The organism is Nocardiopsis eucommiae, from assembly GCF_965344335.1.
In the GTDB taxonomy this organism is placed as follows: Bacteria; Actinomycetota; Actinomycetes; order Streptosporangiales; family Streptosporangiaceae; genus Nocardiopsis; species Nocardiopsis eucommiae.
Genome location: NZ_CBDRIY010000041.1, coordinates 20048 through 41769 on the forward strand (window position 1 = coordinate 20048; position 21722 = coordinate 41769).

Annotated in this window: 20 protein-coding genes; 13 read left to right on the top strand and 7 right to left on the bottom strand. The window is 73.4% G+C overall.

Annotated elements, in window-relative coordinates:
* Window positions 1-15: 15 nt before the first annotated feature.
* Window positions 16-741: a nuclear transport factor 2 family protein gene (locus tag ACRWK8_RS22155; RefSeq protein ID WP_378736626.1), complete on the bottom strand. Its 726-nt coding sequence runs from the start codon at window positions 739-741 to the stop codon at window positions 16-18.
* A 189-nt stretch (window positions 742-930) separates the two neighbouring features.
* On the opposite strand from ACRWK8_RS22155, the gene ACRWK8_RS22160 reads away from it, so the two are divergent.
* Complete coding sequence (locus ACRWK8_RS22160; protein WP_431872615.1) at window positions 931-1887, top strand: oxygenase MpaB family protein; 957 nt, start codon at window positions 931-933, stop codon at window positions 1885-1887.
* Window positions 1888-1922: 35 nt separating this feature from the next.
* Window positions 1923-2144: a DUF3099 domain-containing protein gene (locus ACRWK8_RS22165; RefSeq protein WP_378736622.1), complete on the top strand. Its 222-nt coding sequence runs from the start codon at window positions 1923-1925 to the stop codon at window positions 2142-2144.
* A gap of 47 nt (window positions 2145-2191) precedes the next feature.
* On the opposite strand, the gene ACRWK8_RS22170 is transcribed toward ACRWK8_RS22165, so the two are convergent.
* Window positions 2192-3289, bottom strand: coding sequence for a pyridoxal-phosphate-dependent aminotransferase family protein (locus ACRWK8_RS22170; RefSeq protein ID WP_378736620.1), 1098 nt, complete (start codon window positions 3287-3289; stop codon window positions 2192-2194).
* A 162-nt stretch (window positions 3290-3451) separates the two neighbouring features.
* Here ACRWK8_RS22170 and ACRWK8_RS22175 point away from each other — a divergent pair, with 162 nt between their 5' ends.
* From ACRWK8_RS22175 to ACRWK8_RS22185, 3 genes are all read left to right on the top strand, one after another.
* Window positions 3452-3985, top strand: a complete 534-nt coding sequence (locus tag ACRWK8_RS22175; RefSeq protein WP_378736618.1) for a GNAT family N-acetyltransferase — start codon at window positions 3452-3454, stop codon at window positions 3983-3985.
* Window positions 3986-4150: 165 nt separating this feature from the next.
* Window positions 4151-5644, top strand: a complete 1494-nt coding sequence (locus ACRWK8_RS22180; protein WP_431872618.1) for an aminopeptidase P family protein — start codon at window positions 4151-4153, stop codon at window positions 5642-5644.
* 332 nt (window positions 5645-5976) lie between these two features.
* Entirely contained in the window at window positions 5977-6978 is a 1002-nt protein-coding gene (locus ACRWK8_RS22185; RefSeq protein ID WP_378736614.1) for a hypothetical protein, read from the top strand.
* A gap of 51 nt (window positions 6979-7029) precedes the next feature.
* Here ACRWK8_RS22185 and ACRWK8_RS22190 read toward each other — a convergent pair whose 3' ends face one another.
* Both ACRWK8_RS22190 and ACRWK8_RS22195 read right to left on the bottom strand, forming a co-directional pair.
* Window positions 7030-7938, bottom strand: a complete 909-nt coding sequence (locus ACRWK8_RS22190) for a patatin-like phospholipase family protein (RefSeq protein ID WP_378736613.1) — start codon at window positions 7936-7938, stop codon at window positions 7030-7032.
* Window positions 7939-7988: 50 nt separating this feature from the next.
* A complete protein-coding gene (locus tag ACRWK8_RS22195; protein ID WP_431872621.1) occupies window positions 7989-9167 on the bottom strand; it encodes a saccharopine dehydrogenase family protein in 1179 nt (392 codons plus the stop codon).
* A gap of 128 nt (window positions 9168-9295) precedes the next feature.
* Between ACRWK8_RS22195 and ACRWK8_RS22200 the strand changes: the two genes are divergently transcribed.
* The gene (locus ACRWK8_RS22200; protein WP_378736609.1) at window positions 9296-9862 is read left to right on the top strand and encodes a TIGR03086 family metal-binding protein; all 567 of its coding nucleotides are present in this window, start codon (window positions 9296-9298) and stop codon (window positions 9860-9862) included.
* A 54-nt stretch (window positions 9863-9916) separates the two neighbouring features.
* Here ACRWK8_RS22200 and ACRWK8_RS22205 read toward each other — a convergent pair whose 3' ends face one another.
* On the bottom strand, window positions 9917-11323 hold the full coding sequence (locus tag ACRWK8_RS22205; RefSeq protein WP_431872623.1) for an aminotransferase-like domain-containing protein: 1407 nt from the start codon (window positions 11321-11323) through the stop codon (window positions 9917-9919).
* Between the two features lie 37 nt (window positions 11324-11360).
* Between ACRWK8_RS22205 and ACRWK8_RS22210 the strand changes: the two genes are divergently transcribed.
* Window positions 11361-12362, top strand: coding sequence for a DMT family transporter (locus ACRWK8_RS22210; protein ID WP_378736605.1), 1002 nt, complete (start codon window positions 11361-11363; stop codon window positions 12360-12362).
* A gap of 6 nt (window positions 12363-12368) precedes the next feature.
* Here the strand turns inward: ACRWK8_RS22210 and ACRWK8_RS22215 are convergent, their stop codons facing one another.
* Both ACRWK8_RS22215 and ACRWK8_RS22220 read right to left on the bottom strand, forming a co-directional pair.
* Window positions 12369-13997 carry a BCCT family transporter gene (locus ACRWK8_RS22215; protein WP_431872625.1) on the bottom strand — a complete coding sequence of 543 codons (1629 nt, stop codon included), beginning with the start codon at window positions 13995-13997 and terminating at the stop codon, window positions 12369-12371.
* Window positions 13998-14209: 212 nt separating this feature from the next.
* A complete protein-coding gene (locus ACRWK8_RS22220) occupies window positions 14210-15250 on the bottom strand; it encodes a LacI family DNA-binding transcriptional regulator (protein WP_431872627.1) in 1041 nt (346 codons plus the stop codon).
* Window positions 15251-15565: 315 nt separating this feature from the next.
* On the opposite strand from ACRWK8_RS22220, the gene ACRWK8_RS22225 reads away from it, so the two are divergent.
* The 6 genes from ACRWK8_RS22225 (at window position 15566) to ACRWK8_RS22250 (ending at window position 21678) form a co-directional block, all read left to right on the top strand.
* On the top strand, window positions 15566-16609 hold the full coding sequence (locus ACRWK8_RS22225) for an extracellular solute-binding protein (RefSeq protein ID WP_378736599.1): 1044 nt from the start codon (window positions 15566-15568) through the stop codon (window positions 16607-16609).
* A complete protein-coding gene (locus tag ACRWK8_RS22230; RefSeq protein WP_431872629.1) occupies window positions 16609-17520 on the top strand; it encodes an ABC transporter permease subunit in 912 nt (303 codons plus the stop codon). Before ACRWK8_RS22225 ends, ACRWK8_RS22230 begins: the two co-directional genes overlap by 1 nt.
* Window positions 17517-18278, top strand: a complete 762-nt coding sequence (locus ACRWK8_RS22235; RefSeq protein ID WP_378736597.1) for an ABC transporter permease — start codon at window positions 17517-17519, stop codon at window positions 18276-18278. The genes ACRWK8_RS22230 and ACRWK8_RS22235 overlap by 4 nt, the downstream gene beginning before the upstream one ends.
* The gene (locus ACRWK8_RS22240; RefSeq protein ID WP_431872631.1) at window positions 18275-19375 is read left to right on the top strand and encodes an ABC transporter ATP-binding protein; all 1101 of its coding nucleotides are present in this window, start codon (window positions 18275-18277) and stop codon (window positions 19373-19375) included. The genes ACRWK8_RS22235 and ACRWK8_RS22240 overlap by 4 nt, the downstream gene beginning before the upstream one ends.
* A 61-nt stretch (window positions 19376-19436) precedes the next feature.
* On the top strand, window positions 19437-20213 hold the full coding sequence (locus ACRWK8_RS22245) for an MBL fold metallo-hydrolase (protein WP_431872633.1): 777 nt from the start codon (window positions 19437-19439) through the stop codon (window positions 20211-20213).
* Window positions 20214-20325: 112 nt separating this feature from the next.
* Window positions 20326-21678 (top strand): carboxylesterase family protein, encoded by a 1353-nt coding sequence (locus ACRWK8_RS22250; protein ID WP_431872635.1) that lies wholly within the window; start codon window positions 20326-20328, stop codon window positions 21676-21678.
* Window positions 21679-21722: the final 44 nt, after the last annotated feature.

Sequence of the window (21722 nt, forward strand, 5' to 3'; positions counted from 1 at the left end):
ACCCGGAGCGATGGCTCAGGCGTCCATGGTCCGGTCCACGACGACCACGGTCTCGTCGCCCACGACCCACGCGTCGTGGCCGGGCGGCACGAACGCCACCTGGCCCGCCCGCAGCTCGCTCTCGGACCCGTCGGACGTGCGGATCCGCAGGGTCCCGCTCATGAGCGTGAGCGAGTGGGTGGCCATGCACAGGTCCGTGCCCGCGGCCGGGCCGATGTGCTCGCTCCACCGCCACCCCGGTTCCAGGGTGAGGCGGTTGAAGCTCTGGCCGCCCAGGTGCACGGACTCGGCGTGCCCGTGGTCGAACTCCATCCGTTCGTCGGAGGCGTCGAAGTCACCGATCCGCACGGCCCCCGGGGACTCCTCGTCCCAGGCCTGCACCATGGACTGGTGGACGATCCGGCCGCCCTCCAGGTCCAGCATGGAGATGCTCCTGACGGTGAGGCCGTCCGGGTAGGTGCACCGTTCCGTGTAGGCGGCGCGGTCGCCGTCCGTCACGCACTCCAGGACCTCGTGGTCCAGGTCCATCGAGTAGACCTGCCGGATCTGCTCCTCGATCGACGCGCGCCCGTGCAGGACGGTGGGTGCGCTGGGCGGGGTGCGACGGTCCACGGTCTCCATGTCCGCGTCCTCCGCGAACTGGCCCACGAGGGTGGCGGTGTCACCGTTCTCGACGGCCCGCCGGAACGCCTCGATGTCGAATTCCGTGCCGCTGCCGCTGCCGCTGGTGTTGACAGACATGGTGCGGACCCCCTTCCGCTGGGAACTCAGAAGGCACGTCGGATTCACGGGTGCCTCTCCCTCCACTCTCCTCGCCCCCCTGCCCCCGGTTCGACCAATCCCGGGTCAGGCCTGGGTTTGCCCGGACCGGGGGAGGGGATCGACCGGTGACGGAGCACGGGGAGCGCGCAGCACCCCGAAGGAGGCAGGATGAGGCCCACGGTCGCCGCACCCGAGAGCGTCACCTGGAGGGTGCACCTGGACCGCGCCATGTGGGTGGCCGGCGTGCGGGCCCTCATGCTCCAGGCACTGCACCCGATCGCCATGCAGGGGGTGTGGCAGCGCTCCGACTTCCGCACCGACCCCACCGGGCGCCTCATGCGCACCGCCCACTTCGTGGCGGTCTCCACCTACGGCAGCCCGGCCGAGGCCGAGGCCCTCGGTCGGCACGTGCGCCGCGTCCACCGCGCGCTGAGCTTCACCGACCCCTCCGGCGGTCGGCTCCACCGGGTCGACCAGCACGACCTCCTCGTGTGGGTGCACTGCGCGGAGGTCTCCTCGTACCTGGAGGTCTGCCACCGGGCCGGGGTGGAACTGAGCGCCGCCGACCGCGACCGCTACCTCGACGAACAGGCGCACACCGCCACCCTCGTCGGGCTCTCACCCGGCGACGTCCCCCGCGACGTCGCCGCCATGCGCCGCTACCTGGCCGCGGTCCGGCCCAGCCTGCGTGTGACCCCCGAGGCCCGCCGGGCCGTGCGGTTCCTGCTGTGGCCCAGGATCCCCGACCGGCTCGCCTGGCTCACGCCGCTGCGACCCCTCTGGTTCCCGGTCGGCGCCCTGTCCTACGCCACCCTGCCCCGGTGGGCGCGCCACGCCTACGGGACGCTCCCGGAGGTCCCCGGGTCGGACGCGGCGGCCACCGTGAGCCTGCGCGCGCTGCGCTCGGGGCTGAACCGGGTACCCGACCGCCACTACGACCGGATCTTCGACGAGGCCACGGTGCGCAGCGCGCACGACGCCAAGCGGAGGCTCCTCGCGGCCGGGTACCGGGTGGAGGACGGCCTGCGCGGGGTGCGCCGTGCCGCCGACCCGCGGGGGCTCCGGGCCACCGCGCCCGGAAACGGGTCTCGACCCTCTCCGACCCCACGGACTACCGTGGAATGAGGGGACGGCCTCACCATCGGTGCACCGGAGGTGACATGGTCAAACGCAGGAAGATCCGGTACGCGCTCGTCATGGGGACGTGCCTGGTGCTGTTCGTCGGAGCCACCCCCGTGTACTACCTGTTCGGCACGGGGTGGGCGGTGGCGATGTGCCTGGTCGCCATGGTGCTGCCGCCGATCGCGGTGACACTGGGGAGCATCTCCGACCCCGACGACCCGCGCGACCACGACAACAGGTACGGGCCCAACGCCGAGTAGGCCGGGCGACCACGCCCGGCTCCCCGCGTCGGGGCCCGTACCCGGTGTCAGCGTTCCAGGACGCGCCGCAGGGCGCTCAGGACCAGCTCGGCGCGGTCCAGACGGGCGTTGTGTCCCATCAGACCGATCCGCCACACCGTCGCCGCGTGGGGACCCACACCCGCGCCGATCTCCAGGCCGTAGTCGCGCAGCAGCCGCTCACGCACCTTGCCCGAGTCCACGCCGTCGGGCACGCGCACCGACGTCAGCTGCGACAGCCGGTGGCCCTCGGCGGCGAACAGCTCCAGGCCCATCTCCTGAAGGCCCTCGCGCAGACGCGCACCGGCCGCCTCGTGGCGGGCGGACACGGAGTCCACACCCTCCTCCTCGATCCGCGCCAGCGCGGCGTCCAGGGAGGCGACCATCGCGGTCGGGGCGGTGTGGTGGTAGGCGCGCCCGCCCGGGCCGCCTCGCACGTACGCGCCGAGCAGACCGAGGTCCACGTACCACACGGGAGGCGCCTGCACCCGGCGCTCCCAGGCCCGTTCCGAGAAGGTGAAGGGGGCCAGCCCCGGAGCCACGCCCAGGCACTTCTGGGTGCCGGAGTAGGCGATGTCCACCCGCCACTCGTCCAGGGCCATCGGCATGCCGCCCAGCGAGGTGACGCAGTCGGCCAGCAGCAGGGTGTCGTCGGACCGCTCACGCAGGGCCCGGCCCAGGGCGCCGATGTCGCTGACCACACCGGTGGAGGTCTCCGCGTGCACGGCCGCCACCAGCTTCGGCGCGGGGTGGGCGTCCAGGACGCGCTGGACGTCCACGGGCCGACCCCACTCGTGGTCCACCCGGACCACCTCGGCGCCGTAGCGCCCGGCGACCTCGCACATCCGCTCGCCGAACAGGCCGTTGACCGCCACGACCACGACGTCACCGGAGCGGACGGTGTTGGCGAAGGCGGTCTCCATCCCGAGGGAGCCGGTGCCGGAGAGCGGGAGTGTGAGCGGGTTCTCGGTGCCCCAGAGGGAACGCAGGCGTTCGCAGGTGCGTTCCAGCAGGGTGATGAACTCGGGGTCCAGGTGTCCGAGGAGCGGGGCGGCCAGACCCAGAGTCGCCTCCGGGTAGGGGTTGCTCGGACCGGGGCCCAGTAGGGTGCGTTCGCTGACTGACATGGTCGAACACTAGCCGGGAAGGGCCGGTCGGGCCCAAACGGGGGTCACGGGGCCCGCGCGCCCCCGCCCACCTCGAAACCGCCGCCCGAGTGGGCCCGAACCAGGAAGGAGACGGGTGTCCACCACCCAGCCGGAGGCTGGTGCGCGCACACCCGAACCACCATGACCGAGACCAACACCGAGACGGCCACCGGAGCCGACACCGACGGCGTGCGCATGCTGCGGGTGGCCCACGACGACCCCCGGGTGGCGGGGCTGCTCGCCGGACTCCTGGCGGAGTACACCGAACGCTACGGCGCCGAGGGCGCCGCCACAGAGCTCAGCCGTTACCCGGTCACCGAGTTCGTCGCCCCGCACGGCTGCCTGGTCCTGGCCGAGCTCGACGGAGAGGTCGTGGCGGGGGGAGCGCTGCGCCCGTACCGGAGGGACCGCGCGACCCAGGCCGAGACGGTCGAGTTCAAACGGGTGTGGACCAGCGCGCGGCACCGGCGGCGCGGACTGGGACGGCGGATCATGACCGCGCTGGAGGGCGCCGCGCGTGACCTCGGCTACTCCCGGGTCATCCTGTTCACCGGTCCCTCGCAGCCCGAGGCCGTCGCCCTGTACGAGCGGATCGGCTACCGCTGGGTGGACCCCGCCACCGTCGAGGACCTGCCCTACCCGAAGGCCATCCCCTTCGCCCACGACCTGGTATGACACGCGTACGCACGGGCCTGTCGGCGCCGCTCCGGACGTTATGGGCAGCGCTATGTCCGGCGTGCGGACAGGGGTACGAACGCCCCCGTACGATGAGGAGGAGGCGGCCGCCACCAGCGGTCCCCGCTCCCCGCACCCTTTCGACGAACTCTGGAGAGTCACAACGTGAGCGAGCAGCAGCGTCCCGAGGCCGAGGTCGACGCCCCCGTGTTCAGGCCACGCAAGAACGGCCAGGCGCAGTCGGTCTCCGACGAGCTCGCGGCGTGGATGACCACCGGCTGGGCCGACACCGAACTGCGGGACCTCGCGCCGATCGAGCAGGCCGAGCACACCGCCCGACGCCGGGCCGCGCTCAGCGCCGCCTTCCCCGGCGACCGGCTGGTCATCCCCTCCGGTCAGCTCCTGACCCGCTCCAACGACACCGAGTACCCCTTCCGTGCCGCCACCGACTACGCCTACCTCACCGGTGACACCACCGACGGCAACTGCCTGGTGTTCACCCCGAGGGCCGACGGTGGCCACGACGTGGTCCTCCACCTCAAGCCGCGCTCCAACCGCGACAACGGCGAGTTCTGGCTCGGCGGCTACGGCGAGCTGTGGACCGGCCGCCGCAACAGCCTCGGTGAGGCCTCCGACCTCCTGGGCGTGCCCACCGCCGACGTGCGCCGGCTGCCCGCCGAACTGCGCGCCGACGCTTCCGTCACCACCCGCGTGGTCCGCGGCCACGACGCCGAGATCGACGCCCTGGTGGACGAGCTGCGGGCCGACGCCGACGACGAGGCCCGCGCGAAGTCCGCGCGGCAGGACGAGGACCTCGGTGTCGTCCTGGCCGACCACCGCCTGGTCAAGGACGAGTGGGAGGTCGCCCAGCTCCAGCTCGCGGTGGACGCCACCGTGCGCGGCTTCGGTGACGTCGCCAAGGCGCTCCCGCAGGCGAAGGACACCTCCGAGCGCTACGTCGAGGGCACCTTCTTCCTGCGTGCCCGTGTGGAGGGCAACGACGTCGGTTACGGCACCATCGCCGCCTCCGGTGCCAACGCCACCACCCTGCACTGGACCCGCAACGACGGCCCCGTCCGCGAGGGCGACCTCCTCCTGCTGGACGCCGGTGTGGAGACCACCACCCTCTACACCGCCGACGTCACCCGCACCATGCCGGTCTCGGGCACCTTCACCGACCTCCAGCGCAAGGTCTACGACCTCGTCTACGAGGCCCAGGAAGCCGGAATCGCCGCCGTGGCGCCGGGTCGGCCCTTCACCGCCTTCCACGAGGCCTCCCAGCGCGCGCTGGCCGAGGGCCTGGTCGAGTGGGGCCTGCTCGAGGGCCCGGTCGACCGCGTCCTGGAGCTGGGCCTCCAGCGCCGGTACACCCTGCACGGCACCGGCCACATGCTCGGCATGGACGTGCACGACTGCGCCGTCTCCCGCCAGGAGAACCACCTGTACGGCGACCTGAGGCCGGGCATGGTCCTCACCGTGGAGCCGGGCCTGTACTTCCAGCCCGACGACCTCACCGTCCCCGAGGAGCTGCGCGGCATCGGCGTGCGCATCGAGGACGACGTCCTGGTGACCGAGGAGGGCCGCACCGTGATGTCGGCCGGTCTCCCGCGGTCCTCGGCCGACGTCGAGGCCTGGCTGGCCGAGCGCCTGCCGCGCTGAGCGCGACGTTCCCGAGCGCACGGGCCGTCCTCCCCTGACGGGAGGCGGCCCGTCGCCGTTCACGCCGTCGGAAGCGTGCGCACCCGGGATTCGGTCACCGGAGACCCGGTTCGCCGGACGTGGTCGACGGTTTTCGGCTGTCCGTAGCCCGAGCCCTTTCCGGGGCCGGAGTGGGGCATGACCGCCCTGTCCGGATATTCACCGGGGCGGGTGTGGAACCATCGGTGCTGATCCACCTACGGGCTGCCCGATCAGTGGGCGGTCCGATCTGGCACCCGCTACGGTTTTTGTGGCGAGCGGATACGTAGGACGGAACTGGGGGAGGTTCACGCGTGCGCGCGGAACGGCTGTGGCGCAGGGGGTTGAGGTTTCCCCGCCTGTTCCTGGCGGAGCGGACGGTCCTCGTTCACGGCGACGTCGACCCGAACCCCGATCCCCGGAAGTCGCGGTACGAGGCCCGGGCCTTCGACACCCGCTCCCTGCGTCCCCTGGGCACCGCCTTCGAGGCGCAGGGACCGGTCAACCTGGCGCGGTCACCCGAGGGACAGGAGTGGCCCGGCACGGTCCTGGTGCAGGCCTCCCGGCGCTCGGTGACGGTCCGCGACCCGAGCACCGGAACTCCCCTGCTGGAGACCGACCTCGCGGAGCCCGGCGAGCTGTGGCCCGACGACGTGGCCCTGCGCGTCCTGGACAAGGAGGCGGTGGTCCTGCTCTTCGGTGAGGACGGCGACGGCGGGACCCGGTGGTGGGCGGTGGACCCGTTCACGGGAGCCACCGTTCCCGACCTCACGGACTCCCGCCCGGGCCACGAGGCACGGGGGGAGCGGATGTCCTTCGCCGGTGACTTCCTGGTCGCCCCGGGACAGGACCCGGGGTTCGACCCGGTCATCCTCGCTGACTACGAACACCCCCGCGAGCGCGTGTACCGGCTGGAGGACGGCGAGTACCTGGGCGAGGTGGAGAGCCACGCCGACTCCGAGACCGTGGCGGCCCGGGTGGGCGGGCGCTCCCTGCTGGCGGTCGCGGGGCGGATCCACTCCCTGCCCGACCTGGAACTGGTCGCGGAGCTGGGCGGTCCCCGCACGCTGGTGTCCCTGGTCGAGTGGGAGGGCGAGGCGATCGCGGTCTACCAGGAGGAGGACGCCCGGCCCGGCGGCCTGGGCTCCTGGTACCTGGACCGGCTGCGCGTCCGGTATCTGGACCGCCCGGGACAGCCGGTCGTGGAGATCCCCGGGACCTGGCCGGGCGAGCTGGAGGACCTGGTCGCCGCCCCGGATCGGGTGGTGGTACTGGCCACGACCGAGGGAGTGTACGCCCTGCACGTGACGGTCTAGGGCCGACTCCCGGGGGCATCGCGCCCGCCCGTCTCCCGACACCGGTCGGGGTCAGGTCGCCCCGGACCGGGCCAGGTAGCCCCGGGAGGCCTCGTAGGCGCGGTCGATCCGCTCCCGCACGGTGTCCAGCCGCCGGAACGCCAGGGGCCTGTCGTCGCCGTCCAGGGATCCCCCGCTGGGCAGCACGTGCAGGCGGACGTCCTCCGGCAGTGTCGCCAGATCCCGTGCGAAGCGGTGGCGGCGCGCGATCTCGAAGGCCACCCGCGCTGTCTCCACCGGATTGGTCGGCACTGAGAGCGGCTCCTCCACCCGGCCCACCTGCAACACGTACACCGTGCGCGCGCCCGCCCGCACGGCCGCCTCGATCGGGATGGAGTTGACGATCCCGCCGTCCATGAAGTGCTCGCCGTCGATCCGGACGGGCGGCAGCAGCCCCGGGACGGCCGAGGAGGCCAGGACCGCCTCGATCAGCGGCCCCTCCGAGAACCAGTGCTCGGCGGCGCGCTCGATGCTGGCCGCCACCACCCGCAGCGGTACCGCCAGATCCGCGAACACGGGATCCGGCCCCAGCGTCCTGACCAGGAGACGGCGCAGCGGCTCGGGCGAGATCAGGTGGGTGCGGGTCGTCACGATCCGGTGCAGCTGACGGCCCACCGCTTCCCCGAACACCGTGTTGGCCTCCTCGGAGGTCCAGGTCCGGGTCAGCCGCTCCACCGCCGTCCAGGAGGGGTCGGCGGCCAGCACCGCGCCGTTGATCGCCCCGATGGACGTCCCCACCACGAGGTCCGGGGTGATCCCGTCCTCCAGCAGGGCGCGGATCATGCCCACCTCGACGGCGCCGCGCACCCCGCCGCCGCCGAGGACGAAGGCCACCGGTCCCGGGCCCCGTCGGTCCGGAGGGGGTGTGGGGGCGTCGGGAACGGGCGTGGTGCCACGGGGGGTCTCGGGCGTGTCTGTCACCCGGACAGTCTAGGAAGGGAACCCCGACCGGGCGGGGGCGCCCGCCTCCCTCAGCCCTCGACCGTGCGCAGGACCTCGAAGTCGACCCCGGCCCGGTGCAGCCGCCGGATGAGGGCCCCGCCCATGGCCACGGCGGTGGTCACCTGGCCGGAAGTCGGCGGCAGGTCGTCCTCCCACAGGCACAGCGCCGACTCCGCGAGCATCCCCGAGGTGGCCCCGTACCCGGGCTCGCCGCCCGACACCAGCGTGTGCACCCGGCGGCCGCCGCCCGAACCCGAGAAGTGCACGGTGAACCACCCGTTGGCGAGCTCCTCCTCGGTGGGTCCCGCACCGGGTGGGCGCAGCGACTTCAGCCGGTCCCGCAACGGCCTCACCTGGGCGGCGGCCATCACCCCGGCCGCCCCGCCGACCGCGCCCAGGGCGCTGCCGAACCGCCGGAAGGCCGCGTAGTGGCCGTAGGTGAAGTCCGGCCCGTACCGTTCGAGGGCCGCCGCCGACCTGACCACCACCCGGGGGTCCAAGGTCGGCAGCGGGACGGTCCACCCCCGCGCCAGCCGGGTGCGGGGACGGCCGCGGTGGTCGATCCGGACCCTACGGTCCCGGGGGCCGTCCTCGACCCGGTGCCGCTCCCGGGCCGCAGCCAGCATGCCCGCCGGGTCCGCGAAGGCGTCCACGGCCGAGTGCAGGGTGCCCCCCGAGACGTTCCCCCGAGCCCGGACGAACCCCTCCACGTGCAACGGCACCCCCTCGGGCAGCTGCTCGACGGTGAACAGCGCGCCGAGGTCGTGGGGGATCGAGTCGAATCCGCAGGCGTGCACGATCCGCGCCCCGGTGCGCACGGCGGTGGCGTGGTGACGGACGTACATGAGGTCCACGAAGGCGGGCTCGCCGCACAGGTCCACGTAGTCGGTGCCCTCGGCCGCGCAGGCGGCCACCAGGGGCTCGCCGCGTTCGCCGTAGGGGCCCACCGTGGAGACGACCACCCGCGCCGAGGCGGCGAGGGCGCGGATCGAGGCGGTGTCCTCGACGTCGGCCAGCAGCAGCTCCGGCAGCGGCCGGTCCGGGTCGATCTCGGCCAGCTCCGCCCGCACCGCCTCCAGACGGTTCCGGTCCCGGCCCGCCAGCGCCCACCGCAGCCCGCGCGGGGCGTTGGTGGCCAGGTACTCGGCGGTCAGCGCCCCGGTGTAGCCGGTCGCGCCGAACAGGACGATGTCATGACCGCGTTCCACGGGGGTCCAACCTCTCAGATCTGCTCCATGCGCCGCCCTCAGTCTCGCACGCCGGGTCCCACCGGTTTGGCGGGCCGGGGGCACCGGGTAGGCAGCTCCGGAACGGCATCCGATCACGGGGAGACACCATGGCCGACCTGGCCGACCTGCACGGCACCGCGATGGCGGAGTTCGACCGCCGCGTCGCGGAGGTGGCCCTGACCGACTGGGCACGGCCCACCCCCTGTACGGACTGGGACGTGCACGACCTGGTCAACCACCTCACCACCGAACAGATGTGGGTCCCGTCCCTGCTCGACGGCGCGACCATCGAGGAGGTGGGGGACCGGTTCGACGGCGACATGCTCGGCGAGGAACCCGCCACCACCTGGTCCGTCGCCTCCAGGGAGGCCCGCACCGCCTGGCTGGCCCCCTCCTCACTGGAGCGGACGGTCCACCTGTCCTTCGGTGACGTCCCGGGCCGCGTGTACCTGTGGCAGATGACCTTCGACCTGGGGATCCACGCCTGGGACCTGGCCAGGGCGGTCGGCGCCGACGAACGGCTCGACCCCGCCCTGGTGGCGGAGCTCCTGGCCTGGGCCAGCGAGAACGCCGGGGTCCTGTCCGGGAGCTCCCTGTTCGCGGGGCCGGTCCCCGTGGACGACGACGCCGACCCCCAGACCCGTCTCCTGGCCCTGACCGGGAGGAGGGTGTAGGGCGTTCTCCGGACCCACCGAAGGGATCCGGGAGGCGGGGACCGAAGGGAGCCCTCAGCCGTGCGCCAGGGCCCGGCCCAGCACCCGCGCCCCCTCGGGGAAGGCACCGGGTCGGGGACCGGCGTAGTTGAGTCGAAGGTGGGGGCCGGTGGGTTCGGCGGGAAACCACTCGCCTCCCGGAGCCACGAGGACCCCCGCCTCCTCGCACTCACGGACGACACCGGAGAGGTCGGTGGCGTCCGGCAGCCGCAACCACAGGTTGAGCCCGCCCTGCGGGACCGCGTCCAGGTAGGCGGTGGGGGCGTGCTCCCGCAGGGCCTCGACCAGCAGGTCACGGCGGGCGGCCAGCTGTTGCCGCAACCCCCGCAGGTGGGTGCGCCAGGCGGGCTGGGTGACGACGTCCAGCGCCACCTCCTGCAACACCCCGCTGACGTACATGGCCTCGGCCTGGACGTCGGCGAGGACGCGTTCCCGGGCGGGGCCCCGGACGACCATCCCGGCCACGCGCACCGACGGGGACACGCTCTTGGTGAGCGAACGCAGGTACACCACGTGCCCGCCGTCGTCCCGCGCGGCCAGTGGGGTCGGCTCCGCGTCGATCCCGAGGTCGTGCGCCCAGTCGTCCTCCACCAGGAACGCGCCGTGGCGCCGCACGGTCTCCAACACGCGGTCGCCGAGGTCCGTGGACCATCGGGCCCCGGTGGGGTTGGCGAAGTTGGGCTGCGCGTACAGCACCCGGGCTCCGGTCCGTTCGAAGGCGCGGTCCAGCTCGTCCGGGTCCGGGCCGTCGGCCCCGCTCGGGATCGGGACCGCCTCCACGCCCGCACGCGCGGCGGCGCGGGTGGCGCCCCAGTAGGTGGGCGACTCGATCAGGAGCGGGCGTCCGGCACCGACCAGCGAACGGAAGACCGAACCCAGCCCGCTCTGGCTTCCCGGAAGCACGATCACGTCTCCGGCGGCGGGCGGTGTGACCCCCACGGGAGTGTGGGAGCCGAGGCTGTGGGCGAACCAGGTCTGGAGGTCCGGCAGTCCGGTGGTCGGGGGTCGGCTCACGGTCGCCTCACCCCGGGCGGCGCGCGCGAAGGCCGCGCGCACCAGGCGCTCCGGAAGCAGGTCCCGGTCCGGGTATCCCGAGTGGAGCGCGACCGCGTCGTTGGGCGGGGTGCGCAGCGCCGTGTTCAGGCCGGGGGAGTGGTGCCGTGGGGCGCCGAGAGCGGCGGTCTGCCAGCCGTAGTCGTGGGGTCGGGCGACCCGGACCGCGCGCACGAAGGTGCCCACGCCCGGGCGGCTCTCCACGACCCCCTGGGCGGCGAGTGTGCGCAGGGCCCGCTGCACCGTGACCGGACTCGCGGCGTACTGGGCCACAAGTGCGCGGGTGGAGGGCAGGCGGGCCCCGGGCGGCGCGCCGGCGATCCACGTGCGCAGCCCTTCGACGATGCGTGCACTGCTATCGTTGGACATGAGGATCAATAGTAGCGCTACTCTCGATCAGCCCCGGGTGCTATCCACGCGAACCGGGCTCTGGTGGGGGCTTCTCGGGGTCGGGGCCTTCTCCCTGACGGTGCCCCTCACCCGTGTGGCCGTGGCGGGCGGGACTCTGTCGCCCCTGTTCGTCGGCTCAGCTCGCGCTGTGGTCGCGGCCCTGTTGGCGGCCGTCGCGCTCACGCTCACCCGGCAGCACCTGCCCCGGGGTAACCAGTGGGTCCGCCTGGCCTTCGTCGCCGGCGGTGTGGTGGTCGGGTTTCCGCTACTCACCTCGTTCGCCCTCACCACCGCCTCGGCCAGCCACAGCGCGGTCGTGATCGCCCTGCTGCCCGCCGCGACCGCGGTGACGGCGGTGCTGCGCGGCCACGAACGGCCCCCGGTGTTGTTCTGGACCATGGCGGCGGTGGGCGCGGTCGCGGCCGTGGGATTCGCGGCCGTCCAGGGGGCCGGGGGCGGGCACGGCCTGGTCTGGTCCGACCTGCTCCTGCTCGGCGCGGTGGTCGCCGCCGCGATCGGCTACGCGGAGGGCGGTCTCCTCGCCCGCGAGCTGGGCGCCTGGCAGACCGTCTCCTGGGCGCTGGTGGTCGCCGCGCCGCTCATGATCGCCCTCTGCGGCGTCGCCGTGGCCCGGCAGCCGCCGAGCGGGACCCCGGCCGAGTGGGCCTCGTTCGCCTACCTGGCGGTGGTCAGTATGTACCTGGGGTTCTTCGCCTGGTACCGGGGGCTGGCGATCGGTCCCATGACCCGGGTGAGCCAGATCCAGCTCACCCAGCCCGTGATGACCCTCGGATGGGCCGCGCTGCTGCTCGGTGAGCAGCTGACCTGGCCCACGGTCCTCGGCGGGGCCGCCGTGGTGCTGTGCGCGACGGTCGCCGTCCGGGCCAGGCTGGGGCGGGTGTCCGCCGGGGCGCGCGGTTCCGCTGGCGGGGCCCGCGACCAGGACCGCGGGAACGCACGAGGGCGTCGAAGCCGGTCTCACCACCGGTCATCGACGCCCCGTGTGCCCCGTCGCTGACGGGCCCTAGCCGACGGTCACCCGCTCAGCCTCGGTGCCCTCGGTCCCGGCGGAGGACCCGGGCTCCTTGTCCTCCGACTCCGGGCGGGAGGCGGGAGAGGAGACGATCCCTTGCTCCACCGCCATCTCCCTGACCAGGCGCGGCGCGCTCCACAGCGTGGGCAGCAGGATCAGACCCACCGGCACGGCGGTCACCACGATGAACGACTGGAGTGCCTGGACCCCGTTGTCGCCCACGGTCAGCAGCGCGATGGCGGCGGCGCCCATGCCCACGCACCAGAACGCCCGCACCCACGGGATGGGCTCGCCCGCGCGCATGCTGGAGGACGAGATCGAGTACGACATGGCGTCGAGGGTGGCCGCGAAGAAGATGAGCGTCACGACCACCATGACCAGCGCCAGCACGGCGCTCATCGGCAGGGCCTGCACGATGGCGAGCGCTGCGGCGGGCAGGCCGTGCTCCTCGTACGGGCCGGAGATGGCCCCCGGGTCGCGCTGTTCGAGCCACAGACCGCTGCCGCCCAGCGCCGTGAACCACAGGGAGGTGATCACGGCGGGCAGTACGGTGGCGCCCACGTAGATCTGTCGGACCGTGCGGCCCTTCGAGATGCGCGCGATGAAGATGGCCATGATCGGGCCGTAGCCGATGAACCAGCCGAAGAAGAAGACCGTCCAGTAGCCGAGCCACTCGGTGTCGCCCCGGAAGAGCGCCATCGGCACGAACTCACGAACGTGCACGGCGCTGGCCTGGAGGAACAGGTCGACCACGAAGGGCAGGGAGGACAGACCAACGACGCACACGACCAGCGCCAGCGCGGCCCAGACGTTGATCCGGCTGAGCAGCTGGATGCCCCGGTCGAGACCGCTGAGCACCGACACGGTCGCCACGACTGTCAGACCCACGATGATCGCCACCTGGGTGCCGAACCCGGATCCGACCCCGAACATCTCGCCGCCGATGTAGGACATCTGGAGGCCGAGGAAGCCGATCGGGCCGACCGTTCCGGCGACCACCGCGACCACGCAGCTGATGTCCGCGACGGTGCCGATCCAGTGCGTGCGGATCCGGTCACCCATGACCGGCCACAGCAGCGTGCGGGGCCGCAGGGGCAGGCCCTTCTCCACGCCGCGCATCATCACCAGCGTGGCCAGCGAACCGCCGATCGCCCAGGCGGGGAAGCCCCAGTGGACGAAGGTCTGCGCGAGGGCGACCGAGGCGCCCTCCATGCCGCCCGCCGTGTCGGCGTACTGCGGCGGCGGGTCCACGTAGTGGGCGAGGGGCTCGGCGGCGGCCCAGAAGACACCGCCGGCGGCGAGCAGGGTGGTCAGGACCATGGCGACCCAGCGGAACCAGGTGAACGCGGGGGCGTCGGTCCCGCCCATACGTACCCGCCCGTAGCGGGAGAAGGCCAGCACCGTGGCGACGCCGACGGTGGCCAGGAGCAGGACCTGCCAGTAGGCGCCGAACCAGCGCGCCGACCACGCGAACGCCGTGTCGACGGCGGAGTTGACCCCGGCGGGGGCTATGAGCGCGGCCAGGACGAACGCGATCAGCAGGCCGCCGGAGACTCCGAGCACCCAGGGATCGGGACGTCGGCCGGTTTCGGGCACAGGTGTGCTCGGGGTGGAAGACATGGAGAAGAGGTTGCCCCTCAATCGGAAGCGCCCACCGGAGGCCCCGGTAGACCGGCCGAGTCTACGTGCGTTTGTCCAGGTTGGGCCCGAGACGCCGGGGTGCGACCCACCACGCTGGTGTGTGGCCGTGAACGCTTTCACGGTGTGGTCCCCGTCCGGGGGCGCCGCGCTGGCCCGGTTCACGGCGTCTCTCCGGTCCGGGGGCTGGTGCGTCAGTCGTGGAGGAGGGCCACCGAGTTCCGCTCCACCAGGTGCACGGGAAGCCGCACACGGCGCCCCTCGGGGGCCTCGTCAGGGGAGACCAGCAGGCGCATGGCGTGGTCGCCCAGCAGCTCGCGATCCACCCCCACGGTGGTCAGGCCGGGGTCGAGCAGCTCCGAGGTGGCCAGGTCGTCGTGCCCGACCACGCTGAGGTCCCGGCCCACCCGGCTCCCCAGGGAGCGGGCGGCGGCGTACACGGCTGAGCCGAGGTAGTCGGAGTTGACCACGAACGCCTCGTGTCCTGCCGTCCCGCCACCGGCGGACGCGCCCACCCGCTCCACGACCATGCGGGCGATGCTGTCGTGGTCCAGCGGACAGCGCACCACTGTCCCGGCCAGCCCCCACTCCGCGCAGCGGCGGACGAACGCCTCCTCGCGCCCCCAGTCGGCGGCCAGGCCCTCGGGTGCCATGACCAGCGTGGGAGCACGGTGGCCCCGGGCACGCAGGTGCTCCAGCGCCAGGTCGACGGCTGCCCCGTCGTCCGGTCCCACCGTGGACAGCCGGTCGCCCTCGGGCGGCGCGGGTTCGGGCGTGCGGTTGAAGGCCACCACGGGCACGTCGGGGTGACGGGGGAGCCAGGCGGCCAGCGGACCGTGGCGGCCGATCGGGCTGATGGCCACCCCGCCCACCCCCTCGGCGGCGAGCCTGCGCAGCGCCGCGGCCTCGCGGTCCACGTCGTAGTCGGAACTGAGGATGAGCAGGAACGCGCCCTCCCGGTGCGCCCGCACCTCCATACCGCGCAGCACGTCGAGGAAGAAGGGGTTGCGCATGTTGCGGATGACCACGCCGTAGGCCGACCGCTGACCCGTGCGCAGCGCCCGCGCACGGCCGTCCACCTGGTAGTCGAGGTCGCTGGCGGCCCTGCGTACCCGTTCCACGGTCGCCGGAGCCACCCGGCCCTGGCCGTTGAGCGCGAAGCTGGCCTGGGCGACCGAGACCCCGGCCCTGGTGGCGACGTCGCGCAGGGTCACGCGCTTGCGGGAGGCGGGCATGGAGGTCCTTCCGAAGGGGAGGTGTCCGGCCATGATGCCGGACGTCGGCGGACGCTCCACGAGTGAGCGGGGCGGGCGGGAGCGGTGTCCACCGGGCGAACACGGCTCGTACCAGGGCCCGCGTCGGATGGTCGGCGGGCGGGTCGCCCGCGGCGGGGCGTCGGGATTGGCCGAGGGTTCCCGGGCCGTTGACCCTCCGGACACCCGTCACGACCGCGCAGGTCACCCCTGTGGTGAATCGTTTCATCACGAAGCGCCCCCCGACCCACTCCCCGGCCCGCCGCCCGGGCCGCCCGACCACCCTTCGGAGCCCTCATGTCCCACCGACGCACGGCGCTCACCGGCGCCGCCGTGACCCTCTCCGTGCTGGCCCTGGCCTCGTGCGGGAACGTCGACGCCCCGCCGGGGTCGGCCTCGGGTGACGGCGGGGTCGTCATCACCTACAACTCGCCCTCCGAGTGGGGGAACTACGGCGAGGTCCTGCGCGCCTTCACCGAGGAGACGGGAGTGACCGCCCCGAACGACCCCAAGAACTCGGGGCAGGCCCTGGCCGCGCTCCAGGCGGAGAAGGGCTCCCCGGTCGCGGACGTCGCCTACACCGGTATCGCCTTCGGTGAACAGCTGGTGGAGGCGGGGGTCCTCCAGGAGTACGTGCCCGAGGGCGCCGACCAGGTCCCCGACGAGCTCCGTGACCCCGACGGCGCCTGGACCAGCGTGCACACCGGAACCATCGCGTTCATCGTCAACGAGGACCACCTCGACGGCGCCCCCGTCCCGCGCGGCTGGGACGACCTGCTGGACCCCGCGTACGAGGGGAAGGTCGGCTACCTCGACCCCACCCAGGCCGCCGTCGGCTACTCCGCCGCCACCGCCGTCAACGTCGCCCTGGGCGGCGACTTCGACGACTGGGGTCCGGGCCTGGACTACCTCAACGGCCTCAAGGACAACGGGGCCTCCACCTCCGCCCAGACCGCCACCGCCAAGGTCGCCCAGGGCGAGATCCCCATCCTCGTCGACACCGACTTCAACGGTTACAAGCTCCGCGACGAGGGCGCCAACGTGTCCGTCGTCATCCCCGAGGAGGGCTCGCTCCAGATCCCCTACATCGTCGGTCTGGTCGAGGGCGCCCCCAACGAGGACAACGGCCGCGCACTCCTCGACTTCTACTTCTCCGAGCGGGGCCAGGGCCTGTTCGCCGCCGGGTACATGCGCCCGGTGATCGGAGAGATGCCCGACGAGCTGGCCGACAAGGTGCTCCCGCCCGAGGAGTACGAGCGGGCCACCACCGTCGACTACGTCGAGCAGGGCCAGCGGCAGCAGGAGTTCATCGAGCTCTACCAGGACGAGGTCGGCTTCTAATGCCCTCCCGTACCGCCGCCGGAGGTCGCGCGGCCGTCGTCACCGGTGCGGGCGTCGGACCCGCCACCCGCAGGGGCGCGCCGCACGCCCCCGCCTGGCTCGCCGCCCTCCCCGCCCTGGTCGTCATCGGACTGTTCAGCGCCTACCCCGTCCTGGTCATGGTCGCCAACTCGCTCGGCCTGGGCCAGCCCCCGGCTGACGGCGGCCCCACACTGGAGCACTACGCTCGGGCCCTCGGCTCGGTGACCGTCCGCGAGGCGCTCCTGAACTCCCTGTACATCGCCGTGGGCTCGGTCCTGATCACGCTCTGCGTCGCGGTGCCCGTGGTGCTGCGCCAGGCGGACGACGACCGCGCGGGCCGCCGGGGCGGCGCCGCCACCGACGCCCTGCTCACCCTGCCCATCGCGCTGCCCGGCATCATCATCGGGTTCTTCGCGATCGTCCTCACCGGACGCACCGGGCTGCTCGGCCTGGCGTGGGACGGCTTCTCCGGGCTGGCCTACACCTTCTCGGGGCTCCTCATCGCCTACCTCTACTTCTCGCTGCCCCGCGTGCTGGGCCCGCTGCGCGGCGCCGCCGCCACCCTGGACCCCTCGCTGACCGAGAGCGCCCGCACGCTGGGCGCCTCCCGCCCGCGCGTGTTCCTCACCGTCACCCTGCCCCTGCTGCTGCCCGCCGCGATCGAGACCAGCGGCACCGCGATCGCGGTCGCCCTGGGCGGGTACGGCACGGTCGCCACCCTGTCCGAGGGGGTGCGGCTCCTGCCGCTCAACGTCGCCAACGAACTCACCACCGGGTACCGGCTCGCCGCCTCGTCCACCCTCGCGGTGATCCTCGCCGCGACGGCCGTGCTGGCTCTGGTCCTGGGGCGTGTCCTGGCCCGTGCCGTCCGCAGGGCGGTGGCCTCGTGACCCGACTCATCACTCGCCTGACCTGCGCGTTCGTGGTCATCCCGCTCCTGGCCACCCTCGTCGCCGCCACCAGCGTCGACTTCTCCCAGGGGCCCTGGGGAGGCGGCCTCACCCTGGACTGGTTCGCCCACGCCTGGCCGCCGCTGGCTCCGGTCATCGGCCGCAGCCTGGCCGTGGCGGCCCTGGTGGTGGTGCTGAACCTGGCCGTCGGCGGCCCCCTGGCCTGGTGGGTGGCCCGCCACCCCTCGGTCCTGACCCGCCTGACCGGCTATCTGGTGAACGTGCCGCTGGCCGTGCCCGGCATCGCGCTGAGCGTCGCACTGGTCGGCACCTACCCGATGCTGCGCCCCAGCGGTCTGCTGCTGGTCCTGGGCCACCTGGTCTTCACACTGCCGTTCACCCTCGCGGCCCTGGTGCCCGCGCTGGCCGACGACGAGCTGCGCACCAACGAGAGCGTCGCGCGCAGCCTCGGCGCCGGTGCGGTCCGTGTCCTGCGGACCATCACCGTCCCGGCCTGCCTGGTCGCCGTCACCCAGGCCGTGACGATGGTCTTCGCCCTGTCCTTCGGTGAGTTCAACGTCAGCTTCTTCGTCAACCCGCCCGCCACACCCACCGCGCCCTTCGCGCTGTTCGACTCCTACTCCACCCAGCGCCTCGAACTCGCCTCGGCGCAGTCGATGATCTTCGTGGCCTTCGTCGCGCCGGTACTGACCGCCATCGTCCTGGCCCGGCGCCGGGCCCCAGGGAGGACCCCGTGAGCACCCCAGCCGCCGTACCCACCACTGACCCCACGCCGACCGCCGTACGCCCGGCCGGGCTGACCGTGGACGACCTCACCGTGCGCTACGGCTCCACGACGGCGGTGGAGCACGTCTCCCTGGACGTGGCCCCGGCCGAGACGGTCGCCGTCATCGGCCCGTCGGGCTGCGGCAAGAGCACGACGCTGCGGGCCGTGGCCGGGCTGGTCCCCGTCGCGGAGGGGGTCGTCGGCCTGGCCGGGCGCGACATCACCGGCCTCAGCCCGGCCCGGCGCGACATCGGCCTCGTCCCACAGAACTACGCGGTCTTCCCGCACATGAGCGTGGCCGCCAACATCGGCTACGGGCTGCGCGCCCGTGGCACCGCGACGCCTCGCCGCGAGGAGCGGGTCAGGGAGATGCTGGAGCTGACGCACCTCTCCGACCTCGCCGAACGCCGCCCCGACCAGCTCTCCGGAGGGCAGCGCCAGCGGGTCGCCCTGGCTCGGGCGCTCGCCATCCAGCCCGACGCCCTGCTCCTGGACGAACCCCTGGCCGCGCTGGACCCGCAGCTGCGCGGGGGACTGCGCCGGGAACTGGCCGCCATGCTGGCCGCCACCGAGTGCGCCACCCTCATCGTCACCCACGACCAACGCGAGGCCCTGTCCCTGGGATCGCGGATCGCCCTGCTGCGTGACGGGAGACTGGTCCAGTTCGACACGCCCCAACGGCTCTGGGACGACCCGGTGGACGCGTTCGTCGCGGACTTCCTCGCCGGCGCGGTGCTCCTAGACGCCGAAGTCGCCGACGGGCACGCCGTGACCCTGGACGGACGCTGGCGGATCCCGGTCGGCGACCTGGCGGTGCGACCCACCGGGCACGGGGCCGTCCGGCTGCTGCTGCGCCACGACAGTCTCACGGTCACGGACGACGCGGACGCGGCGGCGCTGCTCGCGGAGGTGACGCACTCGGAGTTCACCGGCGACGGCGTGCACCTCACCGTCCGGGCGGGGGAGCGCCTCCTGGGGGTCCGGGTGCCACCGGACGCCCGGATCGGCCGGTCGGTGTCGCTGGCGGTGGCCCCGGGGCGGGCCACCCTGCTCTCACCCCGGGCCTGAACGGACCCCGGCCCCGCCCCGCCCGACGACCACCGCCACCCCGCACCACGAGAGGAACACGATGCTGGAACTGGAGATCCTCGGATCGAACGCGACCGCCCCCACCAAGGAGGGACCCGCCTCCTGCTACCTGCTCCACACGGAGACCGGTCTGGTCCTGGTCGACGCCGGGCCCGGGTCGCTGCTCGCCTACTGTTCCCGGTACGGGCTCGACCAGCTGCGCGGGATCGTCGTGACGCACATGCACGCCGACCACAGCCTGGACCTCATGGCCTGGGCCTACCGGTGGACCTTCCCGGAGGTGCTGCCCCGCGTCCCGCTGTTCCTCCCGGAGGGCGAGGCCCACCGGGTGGCCGCCTTCGACGCGGTTTTCGGCATCCCCACCCTGCCGACCATGAACCAGCCCATCACGCAGTCCTTCGGGATCACGGCGATGCCGAGGGACGGCCGGACCGTGCACAAGGTGGACGGGGTGGCGTTCCGCTCGTTCGCGGCGCACCACAGCGTGCCCTCGGCCGCGCTGCGCTTCGAGGCACCGGACGGCCGTACCGTGGCGTTCTCCTCCGACACCGGCCACTGCGCCCCGGTGGCGGAGGCCGCCCGTGAGGCCGACCTGTTCGTGTGCGAGGCCACCTACCTGGAGGCGGATGAGCAGGCCCTGCACGGACACGGCCACCTCACGGCCCGGATGGCGGGGGAGCTGGCCGCCGAGGCCGACGCGCGCCACCTGGTGCTCACCCACTTCGCCAGCCCCGCCGACTGGGACGAGGGCCGCCGACACGCGCGGGAGGCCTTCGGGGGGAGGGTCAGTGTGGCCGTCCCCGGGAGCCGGTTCTGAGCCGACGCTCCCGCCGCGTCCGACTCCGGAGGTCGGTGTGGACTATCCTCGCGTCGGGTGTCGCACCTCCGAACGCGGTGTCGACGGCGTGCCCCGCACCAGGATGGGAACCATGACTGAACAGACCTCCGTCGCCCGGGACGAGCTCCGCCGCGTCGAGACCCCGACCGGACCCGTCGTCGGCGTGGTGCGGGGCGAGGTGGTCCGCGCGCTCGGCGTCCCCTACGCGCGCGCCGAACGGTTCGCGCCGCCCCGGCCCGTGCCGCCGTTCACCGAGCCCTTCCAGGCCACCCGGCCCGGACCCGCCTCACCGCAGCTCACCTCCAAGGTGGTCTCGGCGGCGGTCGACGGGGTCTCGGTGGGCCGCCACGACGAGGACTGCCAGCGGCTCTCGGTCACCTTCCCCGCTGACGTCACCGAGGACGAGCGCCTGCCCGTCATGGTGTGGATCCACGGCGGTTCCTATGTCACCGGAGCCGGGGACATGGAGATCTTCGACCCCACCCGGCTCGTCACCGAGCAGCGCGTCATCGTCGTGGCAATCACCTACCGGCTGGGGGTGCTGGGCTACCTGCGCCTCGGAGACACCGCCCCCGCCAACCTCGGCCTCCTCGACCAGATCCAGGCGCTGCGGTGGGTCCGGGCCAACATCGCGGCCTTCGGCGGCGACCCGGAGCTGGTCACCCTCTTCGGTCAGTCCGCCGGAGGCGACGCCGTCGCCCACCTCATGATCAGCCAGGGCGCCGAGGGTCTGTTCCGTCGCGCCGTGGTCCAGAGCGCCCCGCTGGGCATCATCACCGGACGGTCCCGGATGTCCGAGGCCATGGGGCGGGCCGTCGGCGTGCCCGACCCGGAGGCCAGCGCCGCCGACCTGGTCGCCCTCGAAGAACGGGCGAGTGCCGCCGCCAAGGGGCACGGCCTGGCCAGCGCCATGCCGTTCGGCACCCAGTACGGGCACGCACCCCTGCCCGCCGAGACCCTCCGGCTCCGCGCCTGGGAAGCGGCGGCCCCCGGGATCGACCTGCTGATCGGGGCGACCAGCGAGGAGACCGGGCTGTTCGCCGAGTTCCTTCCGCCGATCCAGCGCCTGGCCGCCCTGCCCCTGGCCGGCCCGGTCCTGCGCCGGATCCTGGTGTGGGCCACCACGTACCGCATCTACACGGGTCCGACCAAGCGCTTCGCCCGTCACCACCGCAGGTCCGGCGGCAGGGCCACCCGCTACACCGTCACCTGGCGGCCGGAGGGCAGCCCCTACGGCGCCGCCCACATCGTGGACCTCCCCCTGCTGCTCGGCAACCGGAAGGCCTGGGAGAACACCAGGCTCGTCGGCCGCACCGGCTGGGCGGAGCTCGACCGGCGCGGCCGCGCGGTGCGGCGGGTGTGGGCGGACTTCGCCCGCACCGGGGCGGTCTCCGCGAGCAGCGCCGAAGCCGCCACGGAGAGCCTCACCGTGCACCGTTCCTGACCCCCGACACGAGGACGGGTCCGAGCCCCGGACGGTGGCTCGGG

Excerpts from the sequence above, each read along its gene's own strand:
- ACRWK8_RS22155 (WP_378736626.1), bottom strand. The coding sequence starts at position 741 with ATGTCTGTCAACACCAGCGGCAGCGGCAGCGGCACGGAATTCGACATC.
- ACRWK8_RS22160 (WP_431872615.1), top strand. The coding sequence starts at position 931 with ATGAGGCCCACGGTCGCCGCACCCGAGAGCGTCACCTGGAGGGTGCAC.
- ACRWK8_RS22165 (WP_378736622.1), top strand. The coding sequence starts at position 1,923 with ATGGTCAAACGCAGGAAGATCCGGTACGCGCTCGTCATGGGGACGTGC.
- ACRWK8_RS22170 (WP_378736620.1), bottom strand. The coding sequence starts at position 3,289 with ATGTCAGTCAGCGAACGCACCCTACTGGGCCCCGGTCCGAGCAACCCC.
- ACRWK8_RS22175 (WP_378736618.1), top strand. The coding sequence starts at position 3,452 with ATGACCGAGACCAACACCGAGACGGCCACCGGAGCCGACACCGACGGC.
- ACRWK8_RS22200 (WP_378736609.1), top strand. The coding sequence starts at position 9,296 with ATGGCCGACCTGGCCGACCTGCACGGCACCGCGATGGCGGAGTTCGAC.
- ACRWK8_RS22205 (WP_431872623.1), bottom strand. The coding sequence starts at position 11,323 with ATGTCCAACGATAGCAGTGCACGCATCGTCGAAGGGCTGCGCACGTGG.
- ACRWK8_RS22215 (WP_431872625.1), bottom strand. The coding sequence starts at position 13,997 with ATGTCTTCCACCCCGAGCACACCTGTGCCCGAAACCGGCCGACGTCCC.
- ACRWK8_RS22220 (WP_431872627.1), bottom strand. The coding sequence starts at position 15,250 with ATGCCCGCCTCCCGCAAGCGCGTGACCCTGCGCGACGTCGCCACCAGG.
- ACRWK8_RS22225 (WP_378736599.1), top strand. The coding sequence starts at position 15,566 with ATGTCCCACCGACGCACGGCGCTCACCGGCGCCGCCGTGACCCTCTCC.
- ACRWK8_RS22230 (WP_431872629.1), top strand. The coding sequence starts at position 16,609 with ATGCCCTCCCGTACCGCCGCCGGAGGTCGCGCGGCCGTCGTCACCGGT.
- ACRWK8_RS22245 (WP_431872633.1), top strand. The coding sequence starts at position 19,437 with ATGCTGGAACTGGAGATCCTCGGATCGAACGCGACCGCCCCCACCAAG.
- ACRWK8_RS22250 (WP_431872635.1), top strand. The coding sequence starts at position 20,326 with ATGACTGAACAGACCTCCGTCGCCCGGGACGAGCTCCGCCGCGTCGAG.